Genomic DNA, 19,363 nt, shown 5'->3' on the forward strand with positions numbered 1-19,363 from the left:
GACCACTCAGAAATACCACTTCATTTGGACATCTAAACATCTAGAGGTTGAAATTTCTAACTATCCGTTCATAATTAGCAGTCAGATAAGTATGCTCGGAGCCAGCTATGCCCATTACAGTAAAAGATGAATTGCCAGCCATTGCAAAATTACGCCAAGAAAACGTGTTTGTAATGCCAAAAAGTCGCGCTAAAACGCAAGAGATACGCCCAATGCGTTTGGCCATCTTAAACTTAATGCCAAACAAGGTTGAAACCGAAGTGCAGTTTATTCGCTTGTTAGCTAATTCACCGCTACAAGTTAATGTTGAGCTGTTGCGCTTAGATACTCACCGCACCAGTAGTCACTCTGAGCAGCACATGGATACGTTTTATCGCTATTTTTCAGAAGTGAAAGATAATAACTACGATGCCATGATCATAACAGGCGCGCCGCTTGCTCATTTAGAGTATGACGAAGTTGCTTACTGGGACGAGCTAAAAGTTATTTTAGATTGGGCTGAGCAACATGTTACGTCTACGCTGTTTTCGTGTTGGGCGGCCCATGCGGGTCTATATCATCACTATGGCCTTAAGCGCGAACTTAAACCAAATAAATTAAGCGGCGTATTTACCCATAAAAGTTATTTTGACCATGCAGCACTCACTCGTGGTTTTGATGATACCTTTTTAGTGCCACACTCTCGTTATGGTCATATTGATATCGATAAGATCACTGCCTGCGAAGAGCTGGTGGTGTTAGCCGGATCAGAGCGAGTTGGTGCTTACTTAATTAAAAATAAATCAGGCAGCCAAGTGTATATTACTGGCCATCCAGAGTACGATGCTCATACCTTAAAAGGGGAGTATTTACGCGACCAAGAAAAATCAGCGGATGCGCCTAAGCCAGAAAACTACTTCCCTGACGATAACCCAGACAACGAACCGTCGAAAACGTGGCAAAGCCATGCCTTTTTATTGTTTTCGAATTGGTTAAACTATTATGTGTACCAAACTACACCGTATGATATTAACTTAGTTAGCCAAGATGTAAGGACTAACAACTATGCCGAGTAATGCAGTGAAAGTGAATAAACGCGAACAATTAACCGAGGCGCTAAAACATCGAATTTTAATCCTCGATGGCGCGATGGGCACCATGATCCAAGAATATAAATTAGAAGAACAGGATTATCGCGGTGAGCGCTTTAAAGACTGGCATGTACTTATTAAAGGCAATAACGATTTATTAAGCCTAACTCAGCCAAAAATCATTGCTGATATTCACCGTGCTTACTTAGAAGCCGGTGCCGATATCATCGAAACGAATACCTTTAATGCCACGACTATTTCGATGGAAGATTACGACATGGCGAGCCTTAGCCGCGAAATCAACTTCGAGTCAGCGAAGCTTGCACGCAGCGTGTGTGATGAACTTGAAGCAAAAGATCCTAGCAAACCGCGTTATGTAGCCGGTGTACTTGGGCCAACGTCAAAAACCTGTTCTATTTCACCAGATGTAAATGACCCAGGTTACCGTAATATCAACTTTGATAAGCTGGTGGCGGCGTACGTTGAGTCAACACTGGCACTGATGGAAGGTGGTGCTGATCTTATTTTAATAGAAACCATCTTTGATACCCTTAATGCAAAAGCGGCTTCGTTTGCCGTAGAAGAAGCATTCGAGCAAGCTGGTCGTAGTTTACCTGTGATGATCTCAGGCACCATTACCGATGCCTCAGGCCGAACTTTATCAGGGCAAACCACAGAAGCATTTTATAACTCAATTCGCCATATTAAACCGCTATCAATCGGCCTTAACTGCGCCCTTGGCCCTGACTTACTGCGCCAGTATGTTGAAGAGTTATCGCGCGTTTGTGAAACCTTTACCTCGGTGTATCCAAATGCAGGTTTACCGAACGAGTTTGGCGAATATGATTTAGAAGCTCCTGAAATGGCCCAAGAAATTATTGATTGGGGCAAGTCTGGCTTCATCAATATTGTAGGTGGTTGTTGCGGCACCACACCGGCTCATATTAAGGCGTTTGCGAAAGGCCTTGAAGGTGTTAAACCTCGCCAATTACCTGAGCTTGAAGTGCGTATGCGCTTATCGGGCCTTGAAGCGTGTAACTTAAACTAGGAAACCGACATGACTGACCAAATTGCTGTATTTACTAACGTCGGTGAGCGTACCAATGTAACAGGCTCGGCTAAGTTTAAGCGCTTGATCATGGAAGAAGATTACGAGACCGCTCTCGATGTTGCCCGTGAACAAGTAGAAAATGGCGCGCAAGTGATTGATATCAACATGGATGAAGCCATGTTGGACTCGAAAGCGGCGATGGTAAAGTTTTTAAACTTAATTGCTTCAGAGCCTGATATCTCAAAAGTACCTATCATGGTCGACTCATCGAAATGGGACGTGATTGAAGCAGGCTTAAAGTGTATTCAAGGTAAGGCCATTGTTAACTCAATTTCACTTAAAGAAGGTGAAGAGCCGTTCATCCGCCAAGCTAAGCTAATTAAACGCTTTGGTGCTGCTGCGGTTGTAATGGCGTTTGATGAAACAGGGCAAGCAGAAACCGCTGATCGTAAGTTCGAGATTTGTCAGCGTAGCTACAAAATACTCGTTGATGATATTGGCTTTCCGCCAGAAGACATTATTTTTGACCCGAACATTTTTGCCGTCGCAACGGGCATTGAAGAGCACGATAACTACGCTGTTGAGTTTATTGAAGGTACGCGTCGAATTAAGCAAGGCTTACCGCACTGTAAAGTGTCGGGTGGTGTATCGAATGTGTCGTTCTCGTTCCGTGGTAACAACCCAGTACGTGAGGCTATTCACTCTGTGTTTTTATACCACGCGATTAAAGCGGGTATGGACATGGGCATTGTAAATGCGGGCCAATTAGCGGTTTACGACGATATTCCCGACGAGCTGCGTAAAGCTGTAGAAGATGTGATCCTCAATACCGACCCAGGTGCCGGTGAACGACTTGTTGAACTTGCACCCAAATACTCAGGTATGGCGCAAGCAGAAAAAGTTGAAGATTTAGAGTGGCGTACTTGGCCTGTTGAAAAGCGCCTTGAACATGCATTAGTTAAAGGCATTACCGAATACATCGATGAAGATACCGAAGCGTGCCGCAAGGGCAAAGCTAAGCCTATCGAAGTGATTGAAGGCCCGCTTATGGATGGCATGAACGTTGTAGGCGACTTATTCGGCGCGGGTAAAATGTTCTTACCACAGGTTGTTAAGTCAGCTCGTGTGATGAAGCGCGCCGTTGCCTATCTTGACCCTTTCATTGAAGCTGAAAAAGAAGAGGGTGCAACCAATGGTAAAGTGGTTATGGCAACCGTTAAGGGCGACGTACACGACATTGGTAAGAACATTGTAGGCGTGGTACTGCAATGTAATAACTACGAGGTTATCGACCTTGGTGTGATGGTGCCGGCAGAGAAAATCTTGCAAACCGCCATTGACGAGAAAGCCGATATTATTGGTTTATCAGGGCTGATTACCCCATCGCTTGATGAAATGGTGCATGTTGCGAAAGAAATGACCCGTCGTGGTTTTGAATTGCCGTTACTGATTGGTGGTGCAACTACCTCTAAAGCGCATACAGCGGTTAAAATTGAGCCTCAGTATGATAAAGGTGTGGTTTATGTCAATAACGCTAGCCGCGCTGTAGGTGTGGTTTCTAATTTATTGTCGAAAGAGTTAAAACCAGCATTTTTAGAGAAAACCAAGGCTGAGTATGAAAAAGTACGTGAACAACAAGCACGTAAAAAGCCGCGCTCAAAACCAGTTACTCTACAGCGTGCTCGCGACAACGCTGTAAAACTTGATTGGGACAACTACACACCACCTGTGCCTAAAAAGCTAGGTGTGACTGAATTTAAAGATGTTTCGATTGCGACGTTAAGACAGTACATCGACTGGACACCTTATTTCATGACGTGGTCAATCGCTGGTAAGTATCCACGTATTCTTGAAGATGAAATTGTCGGTGAACAGGCTAAAAGCTTATTCGCTGATGCTAATGCAATGCTTGATGAGCTAGAGCAATCAGGTGCACTACAACCTCTAGGTGTCATTGGTTTATTCCCTGCAAACCGAGTAGGGGATGACATTGAGATTTACACCGATGAGTCGCGTACAACGCTTTTAACTACATCGTGTCATTTACGCCAACAAACTGAAAAAACCGACTTTGCTAACTACTGTTTAGCTGACTATATTGCGCCTAAAGGCACTCCTGACTACTTTGGTGCGTTTGCGGTTACCGGTGGTCTTGAAGAAGACGACCTTGCCGATGCCTTCGATGCGAAGCAAGATGATTATAATAAGATTATGGTTAAAGCCGTTGCAGACCGTTTAGCTGAGGCGTTTGCTGAGTACTTGCATGAGCAAGTGCGTAAAGAGTATTGGGGCTATGCGGTAGATGAAAATCTATCGAACGATGAACTTATTCGTGAAAACTACCAAGGTATTCGCCCAGCGCCAGGTTACCCTGCTTGTCCTGAACATACAGAGAAGAAGAAAATCTGGCAGTTACTTGATACCGAACAGCGTATTGGCATGAAGCTAACAAGTTCATATGCAATGTGGCCGGGTGCGGCGGTATCTGGTTGGTATTTTTCTCACCCTGAAGCTAAGTACTACGCAGTGGCGCAAATTCAACAAGATCAGGTTGAAGATTACGCTAAGCGTACCAACATGACTCTTGCAGAAGCTGAGCGTTGGTTGTCGCCTAATTTGGGCTATGAACCAGAATAATAACCTTTAGTTATTCGCTTTTGTTTAAATTAAAAACGAGTCCCAAATGGCTCGTTTTTTATGCCTATTTTTAATCATACTTTTTTCTTTTTAATTGCTTTAATACTGGCAAATTCCTTCTATTTTAAATATTTGTGTTAAAGTTATACCAATTCGCTTAATAAAGTGGTCTATTTTGAGGCAATGAAACCTCGTTGATAACAAGGCAAAAATTTCGTTATTTAGTTGTGCTCGGCAATTGCTCCTGCATTGCTCTACCTTCTGCATCCATGCAGTCGTAAATCAGAAATTTTTAACGCAGGTAGCGACAGGTTTAATCCCTCAAAATGATTAAGTATTATTGCGGATTGGTATTGTTGAGATTGATCAAGAAATCTAAGGTGAAATTGTGATTGATACAGTGAATGCAAGTGACAAAGATAAAGCACGATTTTTACGTGTTTTTGCATTTATTGGTTCGATCACCTCGTTCTTAATGGCGATCACCAGCTATCAAGATGGTTACCATGCCCTTAGCTATTTATTGATTATTGGCGGCTTTGTGTTTGCCTCACCTTTTGTCATTAAAAATCGTGACGAAACCATCGCAATACTTATGCTGTACGCTCTCTATTCGATGATGTGTTTTTTAATTGTCTCTGGGGGTAGTAATGGCACTGGGCCATTATGGTTGTTTATTGTATCTCCTGTGACCTTTTTTATTCGTGGTTTAAAGCGCGGAGCGTTTGATCTTATCTTGCTTGCCATTATTATCTCGGTGCTTTTTTATTTTACTGATCAATTTGGCTATTACAGTTATCCGAGTCATTATTTTCCTACACGGGTCATGCTGTGCTTCTCTATTTTATGTATTTTGGGTGGCTTCTACGAATATTATCGCAACAAATACAGTTTGCAGTTAATGGAGCAACTTAAACTTAATCAAAAGCTGGCTCGCACTGACGCGATGACAGAACTCGCTAACCGTCGCTACGCAACCGAATGTTTGCAAGATAAGCGCTTTGGCGAAGGGGCTGTGTTCTTGCTGATGGATGTTGATAACTTTAAGCAAATCAACGACACCTACGGTCATCAAGTGGGTGATGAGGTGCTAATATTTTTCGCTGATGTCTTTAAAAACGTGTGCACAGAAGACGATATTATTTCCCGTTGGGGCGGCGAAGAGTTTTTAATTGTGATCCCAACAGGGTATGAGCTTAGAGCCAGAAAAGTCGCTGAAAAAATCCATAAGAAGCTTGCTGCAAAGCCATTTACGAGCGGCCAGCATCTTTTTCATGTTACCTTAAGTATTGGCTTGTACGTGCGCGTCGCTGATGAGAGCATGGATCATTGCTTAAACATTGCTGATAAACGGCTTTACCGCGCTAAATCGCAAGGTAAAAATCAAACGGTTGCTGAGGTAGATTTAGCAAAGCATGAGCCAGCTTGATAAATAAAGCCGCAATTAGCGGCTTTATTGATTGCTCAAATTAATGGCTTTTTTCAAAGTCGCTGACTTCACGTTCAGCTTCTTCCTTTGATTTACCGTATTTTTGCTGAAGTTTACCAACCAGCTCTTTACGGCTACCTTCAATTTTATCTAAATCATCATTGGTAAGGTCACCCCATTTACGTTGTGCTTTACCTTTAAGCTCTTTCCAGTTGCCTTCTAAACGATCGCTGTTCATCATAATCTCCTTACTCTGTTAAACATTCACCTTAGTAAGAGCAATCGCTGTACCAATTTGGTGAAACTTATTAAATTATTGATTTGTAGTTGTTTTATGTTTTTAAATCTAATGAGTGGAATTTAAACGTTTGCAATTACTACGTAGTTTTTAGAATCAGCCTGTAATATTTTCTGTTGCGCTAGTTTTAGATACTTAGTGGCTCTTAGATGTATAGCGATTGATTATCCGCGTGTATTCTTCAGTTGATTTTAGTTTACGTAAACTCTCGTTAAACCGGTCTCTTAAGGCTTCATCATGAAACAAAAAACCATTGGGGCTTTTGCCGAACAAAGCAAACTGCTGCACCGGTTCAGACACATCAACCTCCCCATGTTTTGTAATTAACGCTCGGTAGTAGTCAAAAATTTTTCCGTCCATTTGGATCACTTCATACCGTTCACGATATAAAAGCCGTACTTGGGTTGATTGGTCGTATGTTTCTGAATAATTAAGATTTTCTTTTGCCATGTCGCGATATTCAGGTGAAAGTCGCGCTTTAGCACCTTGCCAAGATAGCACGGTATGATGTTTTAGTTGGGCGATGGACTTGAGGTCGAAATTTCGCTTGGCTAGGCTAAACGCAAAGTTCTCATAGTTGTAAGCAATATCTGAAAAGTAACCGTTCATTTGATTAGCTTCAATAACTTTATTGTTTATATCAGATACTACATCAACTAAGTTTTCATTATATAAAAGGATCCGTCTTGCATAAGGCACGTAGACGAATTGTAGTTGGTAACCTTGAGCACCCAGTGTCGCGCGAAGTAAGTCAGGAATAATGCCTGTGTTGTCTTCAGCCATCACCCAAGGTGGAAGTGTATTGCCAAGTGCAACCGTAATCTTTTGCTGGCTATATGCTTTTTGAAGCGGTAAAGCTAAAAATAGCAAGGTGATTAAAATACGGGTGTAAATCCTGAACAAGTTTATTCCTTATTCTGACTTTTGTGCGGTCGTTTAATCAAGAATAAGTCTAAACTGGCAGAATGCAATGTTTTCACTTTTTAAAGCCCGAAATAGAAAATAAGCCTATAGCCATCGCAATTTTTAGTTTTTTGATACAATGCGTGAAAAGAAAGTAAGAGATACCTAACGTGCTGCCAGTTCAAGATATTTATCAATCCCTGTTAACCACATTACAGAGTAACCCAATGGCCTTATTGCAAGCGCCACCGGGAGCGGGTAAATCAACATGGCTGCCTCTTACCTTAATGCGCGAAGGGCACTTTAAACGCATTGTTATGTTAGAGCCAAGACGACTGGCCGCACGCAATATTGCCCAGTATTTGGCAAGTCAGCAGAATGAAATAGTCGGTGACACTGTCGGCTTACGCATTCGTGGCGAATCAAAAGTAAGTTCTACAACTAAACTCGAAATTGTCACTGAAGGCATGCTGACGCGTATGTTGCAAAATGACCCAGAGCTTAGTGATGTAGACTTACTTATTTTTGATGAATTTCACGAGCGCTCAATTGCCGCAGATACGGCTTTGGCATTTGCCCTCGAAACACAGGCAGCACTTCGCGATGATTTAAAAATATTGCTGATGTCGGCAACCTTAGACGGCGAACGTTACAGTGAGTTTTTCAGCTGTCCTATTATTTCATCACAAGGTCGAAGCTACCCTATTGATGAAGTGTATATTCCACTTAAAGACGAAAGCCGTTGGCTCGATGACATACCTGCACTAATAAAACAGGCGCTTAGTGAGCAATCGGGCAGTGCTTTAGTGTTTTTACCTGGACAGCGTGAAATAATGCGCGTTCAGCAGTCTTTAAATGATTTAAATGATAGCGTTGAAGTATTTAGCCTGTATGGTGAGCAAAATAAAAAAGAGCAACAAGCTGCTATTGCGCCCGCTAAAAATGGCAAACGCAAAGTGGTACTAACCACCAATGTCGCTGAAACCAGTTTGACCATTGAAGGAATACGTATTGTGGTTGATAGCGGCAAACGCCGTGCTGCCAATTTCAATTTAAAAACCGGTGTTACTGAGCTTGTTACGCAGAGTATTTCTCGTTCTTCAGCTATACAGCGCGCAGGTCGTGCTGGGCGAATTGAGCCGGGGGTTGTGTATCGTTTAGGCTCTAAGCAAACCTTTGAGCGCCGTAACAGTCATGATGCGCCAGAAATTCTGACCAGTGATATTAGTCAGTTGTTATTAGAGGCAAAGCAGTGGGGGGCATCACTTGCTGAGCTTAGCTTACTCGACCCACCTAGTAACCAGCAAATTAAACAGGCAACGGCACTTTTGAAAATGCTCGAAGCCATTGATAAAAATGAAAAGCTAACACCCCTTGGCAGTCAAATGCTGAGTTATGGAGCCGATATTCGCCTCTCGCACATGCTCATTAAGGCAAAGCAACTGGATCAGCGCATGCCTGGTATTTATATATTAGCGGGGTATTTAACGGCGCTGCTTGAAAGCCGCATTAGTATGCCAGCTGATCTTAATTTGGCATTACATAGTCAGCACAGTAAACCGCACCCAGTATTTAAGCAGCAATTAAATTATTGGCTATCGCGCTTACAGCTCAAGCCGGTTAATGAGCTTAAAACAGAGTACTTGTCGCTGCTGGTGGCACTTGCCTTTCCTGACCGTTTAGCCAAAAAGCGCGGTAATGGTTATTTACTTGCCAATGGTGCGGGCGCCGACTTAAGTGAGGAGTTTTGGCATAACGATGACTATATTGCCATTGCGCATATGGGCGGTCATAAGGGAAACCGGGTTTTTGCTGCTGTTGCCTTTATGCCAAGTGAGCTAGAAGATGATCTTTCGCATTTATTTACTGAGCAAACTCGCTGCGAATACGATGAAAAAGCAGGGCGTTTTATCCATCAAGATGAGCTCAAGCTCGGTGCTATCACCATAGCGAGTCAACCAAGTAAACAGCCCCTAGATAAGAGCGAGCGCACTAAAGCGTGGTTAAATTTATTTAGTAAGCAGGGCTTTTCGTTATTTAATGAACAACCCGACAGTGAGCAGTTACTCACTCGAATGAGCTTGGCAAGTAAGCTGTTACCAGAGTCATTCCCGCTTTTAAATCACGATGAATTAATTGCCGATAACCAATGGCTTGCACCTTATTTGGATGATATTAAAAACCTTGAGCAATTAAAAAAGTTCAATTACAGCGAAGCAATTAAAAGCTGTTTTGATTGGCAGCAGCAAAGTTTATTGAATGAATTGCTGCCTTTGCGATTAACAGTGCCAAGTGGTTCAAATGTAAAAGTGAGCTATCAACTTGATGGCCCTGCGAAGCTCAGTGTGCGCATGCAAGAAGTGTATGGCATGACCAGCACGCCTTTGCTGGCACAAGGTAAATTGCCATTATTAATGGAGCTATTATCACCAGCGCGGCGACCACTGCAGTTAACTCAAGACTTAGCTAACTTTTGGCAAACAAGTTACCGCGATGTGCAAAAAGAAATGAAAGGGCGTTATCCAAAACATTTTTGGCCAGACAACCCCGCCACCAGCCAAGCAACTAATAAAGTAAAAAGTAAGATGTGATTTTAATGAAGCTGAATGCTCAAAATTACAAAACTTTGGATTAGGCTTAAGCGATTACTTCTAACCCTTTTTGCTCTGCCAGAGTGAGCATTTTCAATGCTGCTCCTCTTGGTGAGCTATCACCTTGCTCCCATTTTTTAACTAACTTGTCACTGACATTTAAGTATTGAGCAAAAACCGGTTGTGAAAGATTGTATTTCAGTCTTAAGTTACGAACTTGTTCGGGGGTAAATTCATGAACACTTGTAAGGCATAATGCGTCAAATTTACGCATCGTCGTTTTGTCTATAACTCCTGACTTTTTTAATCCACTCACTGTTTTGTGAACTGACTTTAATATGTCACTCATGATCATCACCTACAATTAAAAGTTCGCCATCATCGACTAGTTGTTCAAGTTCACTTTGGGAAAATCGAATAAACTCTTTTGCTAACTCTTTTAATGCTAACTTTTCTTTAGCATTTATATTAGCTCTAGCGTTTTTAGCAAACGCATAGAGAAAGAAATATTTATCACCAATTACAGCTCCGACGATAGTTCTGTAATCAGCTCTTTTTCCTTTACTGCCCATGGCTACGCGCTTTTTATAAACATTACCACCTAGGTCTGCATCGAAAAGGCCTGCTGACATCTCTATGCAAGCGTTTATTAAATCAATATCAGACAAACTTTCTTTTTTCGTGCGCGAAACAAAATCCTTTGTTTTATAAATCATAGTATACTCCATTAGGGTACACTTTCAATGTTTCACTCAGTAGCCAATCAATGATAATGAGGTTTTCATTGGTGTCCCTCTAATGTTGATAGCAGAGGTAATGGGTGATTACCAGCTATCTATCTGCGCAAAACCAATACGAATAAAATAAACCGTTACAATTTCTAACCCTGTTTTGGTTTCTCTTTTATTGGCTGTTTAGTAGTCTAATTGAGTCATTAGTAAAAAAGAGAAAGTTGGTGTCAGCAGCTATTACCCTTACTCAATACGTTAAAAAACGTACAGGTGTGCCTCTGGGGCATAAAGATTCGCTGCGCAATATGCTGACACGCTCGCTGGGTGCGAGTTCGTTTTATCTATTTTGGCGATATTGGAATCCGGTGTGGAGCTATTACTTATCTCGGTATGTCATGAAGCCTTGCAATGACATTATGCCGGTTTGGTGTGCGGTTGTTGTTACTTTTGCCGTCAGTGGGGCGCTGCACGATTTAGCGGTGAGTTTAGTGAAGTTAAAGCCACTATTCTTTTTTACTCCTTGGTTTACTGTGATGGGCGCTTTGGTATTAGTAAGCAAGTATAGCCAAATACAGTTTAGCTCTGCTCCTTGGTGGTTAAGAGCGCTCGCCAACATCAGCTTTATTGTATTGAGCTATTGGTTGACGAGCCACTTTTTTTAGTGCGTTACTGCGTTGCTAAAGGGTAGTCAGTGTAGCCTTTAGCACCGCCTCCAAATAGGGTATCTGGATCATGCTGAGCCAGTTCAATGCCTTGTTCAATGCGCGCTGGCAGATCTGGGTTGGCAACAAACGGGCGACCAAAACCAATTAAATCAGCCCAGCCTGCGGCTAATGCTTGCTCTGCTTTATCGCCAGTGTATTTGCCCGCATAAATCATTAATCCAGCATAGTTTTCACGTAGCGCTTGCTTAAAACTTTGCTCCATTAAAGGTGCATCATCCCAATCAGCTTCGGCAATGTGCAGGTAAGCAACGTTAAGGTCATTGAGTACTTTTGCTGCGCCAATATAGGTTTCAAACGGGTTATCATCGACCGTCCCATTGAGGGTTGTGAGTGGAGCAAGGCGTACGCCAACTCGCTCAGCGCCAATTTCATCACATACCGCTTGTGTCACTTGTTGTAAAAAGCGTAAGCGGTTTTCTAAACTGCCGCCGTATTCATCAGTGCGTTGGTTCGACTCTGAATCAATAAATTGATTAATTAAGTAACCATTGGCAGCGTGAAGTTCAATACCATCAAACCCTGCATCAACTGCATTAAGGGCAGCTTGGCGATATTCGCTTATAACCTGTTTGATGTCGTCATGGCTCATTGCGCGTGGCTGTGCAGTGGCAACAAAGTCGGGTTTGTCATCTTCATCAATAAAAACTTTTACGTCTTTAGCTGCAATCGCAGATGGCGCAATTGGTTGCTCGCCACCTGTGTTACTTGGGTGAGATACGCGGCCAACATGCCAAAGCTGAGCGAACATAATGCCACCAGCTTGATGAACTTTGTCGGTTACTTTTTTCCAGCCGGCAATTTGCTCGGCAGTGTAAATACCCGGTGTCCAAGCATAACCCTTACCTAGGGCTGATATTTGTGTACCTTCGCTAATAATTAAGCCAGCACTGGCACGTTGTGCATAGTAGTCGGCCATTAATTCATTGGCGATATCACCTGGTTGTGATGAGCGAGAGCGAGTCATCGGTGGCATGACAATACGGTTTTTTAAAGTATGACCGGCAAGTTGTATAGTATCGAATAATTTGTTCATTACGGCTCCTTGAAAGCGAATATGCTTTCAGCATAACGAAAATTATTTATGAAATTAATGCCGGTAATCACAAAACACTTTTGTTAAAAGTGCAAAAAAACTACAGCGTTAACCTGGGTGCTATAAAGTCTAAAAACGCTAATACTCGTGATGACACACCGCTGTTTTGATAATACACCGCATGCACTTTTTCGCGACGATTAGGGCTCAGTACTTCGCCTTCGAGCACTTTAACTAAACGGCCTGCTTTTAAATCTTCGTTGATCATAAATTCCGACAACAAGGAAATGCCATGACCTTGAATACAAAGCTGGCGCACAGTTTCACCACTTGATGCACTGATTGAAAATTTAAGATCTAAAGGCGTGGTCAGCGGCCAGTGATTTAAATGCGGCGCATCGGTAAAACCAATAAGCTGGTGCGAGGCTAAGTCGGTTAGCTCATTTAATGCTGGTACCGCTTTTAAATAATTAGGGCTGGCAACGAGCTGTAATTTACTAACTCCCAAAGTTCGCGCATGCAAGTTTGAGTCAGCAAGTTCGCCAATACGAATAGCAATATCGGTTTTATGCTCAAGTAAATCGATAATGTTGTCGTGGCTGGTGATCTCAAGTTTTATGTCAGGATAAGCTTGGTTAAAGGCTTTTAAATGTGGTGCTAATTGGTGAAACACAAAAGGACTTGCGGCATCGACTCTTAATTTTCCTGATGGGGCGCAGTGCAGAAGCTTTAAGGCCTCTTCGCCTTGTGCAAGCTGACTCAGTGCTTCTCTAGCATAGCCTAAAAATAATTCGCCTTCTTCGGTCAGCTCAATGCGTCTTGTGGTGCGGTTGAATAAGGTAACGTTTAAGGATTTTTCGAGCCGAGTTACCGCCCGTGATATTTTTGCAACTTGCTCATCGAGAGCATTGGCCGCACTTGAGAAGCCGCCGGTATCAACCACGCTAATAAATGCTTCTAAATCTTGGGTGTTGGAGATCACGCTCATGGTTTTACCTTTTCATTTTTAACAAAAGTATTTTGTCACTACTGCTATTTTTTGCAAATTTAATTTTAGCCACAATAGCTCCACTTTCAAAATTAAACAGAGGATATGTGATGCCAATAGCATTACTTGCATTAACTCTCAGTGCGTTTGCCATAGGCACCACTGAGTTTGTGATTGTCGGCTTAGTGCCAACTATCGCTGATGATTTAGCGGTTTCGTTACCAAGTGCTGGGCTACTTGTTAGCTTGTACGCATTAGGTGTTGCGGTGGGGGCGCCAGTATTAACTGCGCTTACCGGACGCTGGAATCGAAAACATGTATTACTTAGCTTAATGAGCCTATTTGTAATCGGTAATTTACTGGCTTGGCAAGCACCTAGTTATGGTAGCTTGATCACCGCAAGGATTCTAACAGGCCTTGCCCATGGGGTGTTTTTCTCAATTGGTTCAACCATCGCTACAGGGCTTGTCAGTAAAGATAAAGAAGCCAGTGCCATTGCGATTATGTTTACGGGGTTAACGGTTGCATTAGTAACCGGTGTGCCATTAGGAACGTGGATTGGTCAGCACTTTGGCTGGCGAGCGACCTTTTTAGTGGTGTCTTTACTGGGTTTAATTGCACTGATTGGTAGCGCGTTTTTAATTCCGAGCAACTTAAAGCAAAGTAAACCAGCTACTTTGAGTGAGCAGCTAAAAGTAATGGTGCAACCTAGGCTTTTACTAGTGTACTTGATGACCATACTTGGTTATGGCGGCACATTTACTGCCTTTACCTATTTAGCGCCTATTTTAGAGCAGCAAACTGGTTTTGCATCAGCCACCATTAGCTTAATTATGCTGGTATATGGAGTATCGGTTGCTGTTGGCAATATCTACGGCGGTAAATTAGCTGATAAAAAAGGCCCGATTAGTGCGCTGACCATTATCTTTAGTGCTTTGAGTATTGTGCTCTTGGTGCTGACCTTTACCATGCAATCTAAAGTCGCTGCGGTACTGACCATACTTGTATGGGGGGCATTTGCGTTTGGTAATGTGCCTGGGCTGCAAGTCTATGTGGTTAAACTTGCCGAAAAGTTCACACCGAATGCTGTCGATGTGGCCTCTGGATTAAACATTGCTGCGTTTAATATCGGTATTGCGCTAGGTTCAGTGTTAGGTGGTGTTGTCGTTGAAAACTACTCATTGCAAGACACTGCTTGGATAGGCGCTATCATCAGTTTAGCGGCGTTAATTGCAACACGATACAGCGGCTATTTAGATAAACGCGAGATCCCAAAGCCACAAGCAGCTTAAAACTAAATTGTTGATAGTTCGATGCTTTGTCGTTATTTTAGGTGCGTAGTTTGATTATTAGTCAATAACTAAAACCACAAGGAATAACGATGAAGCACCTTTATTTTCTAGCTATTTGCCTGTTAAGCACATTTACTAGCCAAGCAAAGCAAGCTAACCCAGAGCTCACAGCATTAGCACAGCAGTACTTTAATACCATGGTTGCAACACAAGCACCTAATGCTACCAACAAAGAGCTAGAAGCTTTTTTAGCTTTATTAACTGATGATGTAGCAAACCAACATTTACCTTATCAAACAGATGATTCAAGAGAGCCAGATGGCAAAGCGATGATGCGCAAAGGCATGACTTTTTACCTTGGTGCGCACACTGAATACCAAGCAAACTTACTCGATACCTTTATTTTTAATGATTCTGCCATTGCTTTGCGTTATACCCATCATGCTAAAGGTATACATCCGCAAAACCAGCAAGAAATTGAATACACGCAAACCATTATGGATGTGCTCGAAATCGAAGATGGCAAGATAGCGGTTATTCGTAAATACCACGAATGAGCCTCGCTTAACTTTTAACCTAATATGAGCGCTTTTATAAGCGCTTTTTTATTAAAAATACGCCTGCAATAAATTTTCTCTTTTTTCCGTATTTCAGCCTAAAATCATACTTTTTAGGCTTTATTTTGAATAAATTTAAAACTTTTTTATATTTCGGATAATAAACGTAAGAACAGTGGGTTAGCTTAACTTACGAGTGTAGCTTTGCGGTTGTTTACAATTTGTCAACCTTGAATTGCCATGCTCATTACCTTAACCTTTATTTTAATTGAACGTTCAATCAATAAAAAATTATGCCGAAAGTTGGAATGGAACCTGTTCGTCGTCAGCAGTTAATTGACGCCACAATAGAGTCGGTTGCAGAGCTTGGTTTGCAAGGCACCACCATAAATAGCATTAGTAAAAAGGCAGGCTTATCGTCTGGCATTATCAGTCATTATTTTGGTGGTAAGCAGGGCTTAATTGAAGCCACTGTGCGTTATTTATTGACCAGCTTAAAGCAAGCACTTTTGAATCAAGTAACGCCACAAACTAGTCCAGAGCAACGATTAATGTTTATCGTTGAAGCAAACTTTTCGCGTATTCAGCAGCAAAGCAACAACACCAAAACTTGGTTGAGCTTTTGGGCGCATTCAATGCACGACGCCCAGTTGCATCGCTTACAAAACGTAAATAGTAAACGTTTATTTAGTAACTTATTAAGCTCATTCAAACAGTTAATGAGCGATAGCGATGCCAATTTAGCTGCTGAGCTAAGTGCAGCCATGATCGATGGTTTATGGCTAAGAGCCGTATTAAGTAAGTCAGACCAAGATCAATTCGAAAATTGTGAGCGATTAGCCAAAGACTATATTCGCTCACTGATAAAACAGTATGGAGCCTAAAATGACCACACCTGTTTACGAAAATTTTATTAATGGCCATTTTTTAAAGAATCAAACAGGCGATACCTTTGCGGTTAAGAATCCTGCAACGGATGAAGTGATTTATCACGTTGAAATCGCTGATGAATTTATTCAAAACGCGGCAATCGAAAGCGCAAAACAAGGGTTTGCAGCATGGTCTGCAATGACGCCAATTGAGCGTAGCCGTATTTTATTAAAAGCCGTGGCAATCTTACGCGAACGTAACGATGAACTGGCAAAAGTAGAAGTACTTGATACGGGTAAGCCTTGGCAAGAAGCCGAGTGTGTCGATGTTGAAACAGGCGCCGATGTTATCGAATATTTTGCTGGTCTTGCTCCTGCACAAGTGGGTCAGCAACAAATGGTTGGCAATGACTTTTACTACACACGTAAAGAGCCTTTAGGTATTTGTGCCGGTATTGGTGCATGGAACTATCCACTGCAAATTGCGTGTTGGAAATCAGGCCCAGCACTGGCTGCGGGTAATTCGGTTATTTTCAAACCTTCTGAAGAAACACCTCTTGGTGCAATTAAACTTGCAGAGATTTTCATCGAAGCGGGTGTACCTGCTGGCGTATTCAACGTTGTGCAAGGCGCTGCTGAAGTAGGGCAATGGTTAACAGCAAACCCAAATATTGAAAAAGTGTCTTTCACTGGTGAAGTAGGCACAGGCAAAAAAGTAATGGCAAGCGCTGCTGGTTCACTTAAAGATGTGACCATGGAGCTTGGTGGTAAGTCACCGTTATTAGTATTTGATGATGCCGATGTATCACAAGCTGTTAGTGCGGCAATGTTAGGTAATTTTTATACGCAAGGCGAAATTTGCACTAACTGTACGCGCATTTATGTGCATAAAAATGTTTATCAGCAGTTTATTGATGAGCTGAAAACACGCACAGAGCAAAATATTATCGCTGGCGACCCAATGGATCCGGAGGTGAATTTAGGGGCGCTTATCTCTAAAAAACATCAAGAGCTTGTACTTGGCTATATCGATAAAGGTATTCAAGAAGGCGCAACCTTGCTAACCGGTGGCAAGGCTCTGTCACCTGCATCTGCACCAAACGGTTACTTTGTGGAACCGACCGTTTTTGTCGACTGTAAAGACGACATGACCATAGTTAGAGAAGAGATCTTTGGCCCAGTAATGAGTGTGTTGGTGTTTGATGATGAAGATGACGTTATTCAGCGTGCAAACGATACCCACCTAGGCTTAGCTGCAGGCGTGTTCACTAAAGATATTCAGCGCGCACACCGCGTGATCCACCAATTACAAGCCGGTATTTGTTGGATAAACAGCTATGGAAATTCACCTGCTGAAATGCCAGTAGGTGGTTATAAGCAATCAGGTATCGGCCGTGAAAACGGTATCGAAACCTTAGATCATTATACCCAAACTAAATCGATTTATGTGGGTATGAGCAATATAGAGAGTCCATTTTAATGAGTACACAGAACTATGATTACATCATAGTCGGTGCTGGCTCAGCAGGCTGCGTGTTGGCAAACCGACTATCAGCAGACCCTTCTAATAAGGTGTTATTACTTGAAACGGGTGGTAGTGATAAAAGCATTTTTATAAAGATGCCTACCGCGCTATCAATCCCAATGAATACTGACAAATATGCATGGCAATTTCATACCGAGCCAGAGCCATATTTAGATAACCGCCAGATGCACTGCCCGCGAGGTAAGGTGTTAGGTGGCTCATCATCTATTAACGGCATGGTGTATGTACGTGGCCATGCCAAAGATTTTGATGAGTGGCAGCAACACGGCGCTAATGGTTGGGATTACCAAGCATGCTTACCGTACTTTAAACGTGCTGAATCATTCTACTTAGGTGGTAACAGTTACCGTGGCGATAACGGCCCATTAGGGGTTAATAACGGTAATGAAATGGCTAACCCGCTTTATAAAGCCTTTATCAAAGCGGGCCAACAAGCAGGTTATGCGCAAACTGATGACTACAATGCAGCCCAGCAAGAAGGTTTTGGGCCAATGCATATGACGGTAAAAGACGGCGTAAGAAGCTCTGCTAGCCGTGAGTATTTAGACCCAGTTAAGTCACGTAAAAACCTAACGCTAATCACCGGTGCTTTAGCTGAAAAAGTATTGCTCGAAGGCAAAAAAGCCGTTGGTGTTGAGTTTTCAGTGTCTGGCTCTAAGCAGCAGGCATTTGCAGCAAAAGACGTTATTTTAAGTGCGGGCCCAATTGGTTCACCGCATATTCTGCAATTATCAGGTATTGGTGATAAAGATATCCTGAGCGAAGCGGGTGTTGAGGTTAAACACCACTTACCAGGTGTTGGCCAAAACTTACAAGACCACTTGGAGTTTTACTTCCAATATAAGTGTAAGCAACCAATTACTTTAAACGGCAAATTAGGCCTTGTTTCAAAAGGGCTAATTGGTGCTCGTTGGTTATTAAATCGCTCAGGTTTAGGGGCGACGAACCATTTTGAATCATGTGCATTTATTCGTTCAAAACCGGGTGTTGAATGGCCAGATATTCAGTATCACTTTTTACCAGCTGCAATTCGTTATGACGGTAAAAGTGCCTTTGATGGTCATGGTTTCCAAGTTCATGTTGGGCATAACAAACCAAAAAGCCGTGGTGCAGTAACGATTAAGTCGGCGGATCCTCAGGTTGCGCCAAAGATCCAATTTAACTACTTACAGCATCAAGATGACATTGAAGGCTTTAGAGCTTGTGTACGTCTAACTCGCGAGATTATTGAGCAAAGTGCGTTTGATGAGTATCGCGATGGTGAAATTCAACCCGGTAAAGATGTTCAAAGCGATGAAGAAATAGATGCGTTTGTTCGTCAAGCGGTTGAGAGTGCTTACCATCCGTCATGTTCGTGCAAGATGGGTGAAGACGAGATGGCCGTGGTTAACTCGCAAACTCAAGTGCACGGTATCGAAGGTTTACGGGTTGTAGATTCATCTATTTTCCCAACCGTTCCAAACGGTAATTTAAATGCGCCAACCATTATGGTGGCAGAAAAAGCGGCGGACCACATCTTAGGTAAGCCTGTGTTATCGGCATCAACTGCAGATGTTGCTATGGAAAAACAATGGCAATCAACGCAGCGTAGTTCGGAGATCTAATAAGGCCACCCGCAGTTTCGGCTGTGGGGCTTGCAGTGG

Annotated in this window: 17 protein-coding genes; 11 read left to right on the forward strand and 6 right to left on the reverse strand. The window is 42.5% G+C overall.

From position 1 onward, the window contains the following. The first annotated feature begins 107 nt into the window (after positions 1-107). The 4 genes from L1266_RS10210 (at position 108) to L1266_RS22390 (ending at position 6,187) form a co-directional block, all read left to right on the forward strand. Positions 108-1,055 carry a homoserine O-succinyltransferase gene (locus tag L1266_RS10210; protein ID WP_194442608.1) on the forward strand — a complete coding sequence of 316 codons (948 nt, stop codon included), beginning with the start codon at positions 108-110 and terminating at the stop codon, positions 1,053-1,055. Beyond that, positions 1,045-2,118 (forward strand): homocysteine S-methyltransferase family protein, encoded by a 1,074-nt coding sequence (locus L1266_RS10215; RefSeq protein ID WP_235377469.1) that lies wholly within the window; start codon positions 1,045-1,047, stop codon positions 2,116-2,118. The genes L1266_RS10210 and L1266_RS10215 overlap by 11 nt, the downstream gene beginning before the upstream one ends. A gap of 9 nt (positions 2,119-2,127) precedes the next feature. Next, positions 2,128-4,758 carry a methionine synthase gene (gene metH / locus L1266_RS10220; RefSeq protein ID WP_235377470.1) on the forward strand — a complete coding sequence of 877 codons (2,631 nt, stop codon included), beginning with the start codon at positions 2,128-2,130 and terminating at the stop codon, positions 4,756-4,758. A 388-nt stretch (positions 4,759-5,146) separates the two neighbouring features. Further along, the gene (locus L1266_RS22390; protein WP_235377471.1) at positions 5,147-6,187 is read left to right on the forward strand and encodes a GGDEF domain-containing protein; all 1,041 of its coding nucleotides are present in this window, start codon (positions 5,147-5,149) and stop codon (positions 6,185-6,187) included. Between the two features lie 40 nt (positions 6,188-6,227). Here L1266_RS22390 and L1266_RS10230 read toward each other — a convergent pair whose 3' ends face one another. Both L1266_RS10230 and L1266_RS10235 read right to left on the reverse strand, forming a co-directional pair. Further along, a complete protein-coding gene (locus L1266_RS10230; protein WP_138619436.1) occupies positions 6,228-6,425 on the reverse strand; it encodes a CsbD family protein in 198 nt (65 codons plus the stop codon). Between the two features lie 195 nt (positions 6,426-6,620). Next, positions 6,621-7,388 (reverse strand): substrate-binding periplasmic protein, encoded by a 768-nt coding sequence (locus L1266_RS10235; RefSeq protein WP_235377472.1) that lies wholly within the window; start codon positions 7,386-7,388, stop codon positions 6,621-6,623. A 170-nt stretch (positions 7,389-7,558) separates the two neighbouring features. Here L1266_RS10235 and hrpB point away from each other — a divergent pair, with 170 nt between their 5' ends. Continuing rightward, positions 7,559-9,979 carry an ATP-dependent helicase HrpB gene (gene hrpB / locus L1266_RS10240; RefSeq protein ID WP_235377473.1) on the forward strand — a complete coding sequence of 807 codons (2,421 nt, stop codon included), beginning with the start codon at positions 7,559-7,561 and terminating at the stop codon, positions 9,977-9,979. Positions 9,980-10,025: 46 nt separating this feature from the next. On the opposite strand, the gene L1266_RS10245 is transcribed toward hrpB, so the two are convergent. Both L1266_RS10245 and L1266_RS10250 read right to left on the reverse strand, forming a co-directional pair. Then, entirely contained in the window at positions 10,026-10,328 is a 303-nt protein-coding gene (locus L1266_RS10245) for a helix-turn-helix domain-containing protein (RefSeq protein ID WP_138600233.1), read from the reverse strand. Then, positions 10,321-10,695, reverse strand: a complete 375-nt coding sequence (locus L1266_RS10250) for a type II toxin-antitoxin system RelE/ParE family toxin (RefSeq protein WP_235372634.1) — start codon at positions 10,693-10,695, stop codon at positions 10,321-10,323. The genes L1266_RS10245 and L1266_RS10250 overlap by 8 nt, the downstream gene beginning before the upstream one ends. A 239-nt stretch (positions 10,696-10,934) precedes the next feature. Here L1266_RS10250 and L1266_RS10255 point away from each other — a divergent pair, with 239 nt between their 5' ends. Beyond that, the gene (locus L1266_RS10255) at positions 10,935-11,372 is read left to right on the forward strand and encodes an acyltransferase (protein ID WP_138600237.1); all 438 of its coding nucleotides are present in this window, start codon (positions 10,935-10,937) and stop codon (positions 11,370-11,372) included. A gap of 4 nt (positions 11,373-11,376) precedes the next feature. Here the strand turns inward: L1266_RS10255 and L1266_RS10260 are convergent, their stop codons facing one another. Then, positions 11,377-12,468 carry an alkene reductase gene (locus tag L1266_RS10260; protein WP_235377474.1) on the reverse strand — a complete coding sequence of 364 codons (1,092 nt, stop codon included), beginning with the start codon at positions 12,466-12,468 and terminating at the stop codon, positions 11,377-11,379. 100 nt (positions 12,469-12,568) lie between these two features. Beyond that, positions 12,569-13,456 (reverse strand): LysR substrate-binding domain-containing protein, encoded by an 888-nt coding sequence (locus tag L1266_RS10265; protein WP_235377475.1) that lies wholly within the window; start codon positions 13,454-13,456, stop codon positions 12,569-12,571. Positions 13,457-13,566: 110 nt separating this feature from the next. On the opposite strand from L1266_RS10265, the gene L1266_RS10270 reads away from it, so the two are divergent. From L1266_RS10270 to betA, 5 genes are all read left to right on the forward strand, one after another. Then, on the forward strand, positions 13,567-14,748 hold the full coding sequence (locus L1266_RS10270; RefSeq protein ID WP_235377476.1) for an MFS transporter: 1,182 nt from the start codon (positions 13,567-13,569) through the stop codon (positions 14,746-14,748). Between the two features lie 89 nt (positions 14,749-14,837). Beyond that, positions 14,838-15,305, forward strand: coding sequence for a nuclear transport factor 2 family protein (locus tag L1266_RS10275; RefSeq protein ID WP_054554306.1), 468 nt, complete (start codon positions 14,838-14,840; stop codon positions 15,303-15,305). Between the two features lie 293 nt (positions 15,306-15,598). Further along, complete coding sequence (betI, locus tag L1266_RS10280; RefSeq protein WP_055020667.1) at positions 15,599-16,189, forward strand: transcriptional regulator BetI; 591 nt, start codon at positions 15,599-15,601, stop codon at positions 16,187-16,189. A gap of 1 nt (position 16,190) precedes the next feature. Next, positions 16,191-17,654 (forward strand): betaine-aldehyde dehydrogenase, encoded by a 1,464-nt coding sequence (betB, locus tag L1266_RS10285; protein WP_235377477.1) that lies wholly within the window; start codon positions 16,191-16,193, stop codon positions 17,652-17,654. Beyond that, positions 17,654-19,324 carry a choline dehydrogenase gene (betA, locus tag L1266_RS10290; protein WP_138619403.1) on the forward strand — a complete coding sequence of 557 codons (1,671 nt, stop codon included), beginning with the start codon at positions 17,654-17,656 and terminating at the stop codon, positions 19,322-19,324. The genes betB and betA overlap by 1 nt, the downstream gene beginning before the upstream one ends. Positions 19,325-19,363 lie beyond the last annotated feature (39 nt).

Source organism: Pseudoalteromonas sp. Cn5-37 (genome assembly GCF_021532495.1).
GTDB classification, from domain to species: Bacteria; Pseudomonadota; Gammaproteobacteria; order Enterobacterales; family Alteromonadaceae; genus Pseudoalteromonas; species Pseudoalteromonas simplex.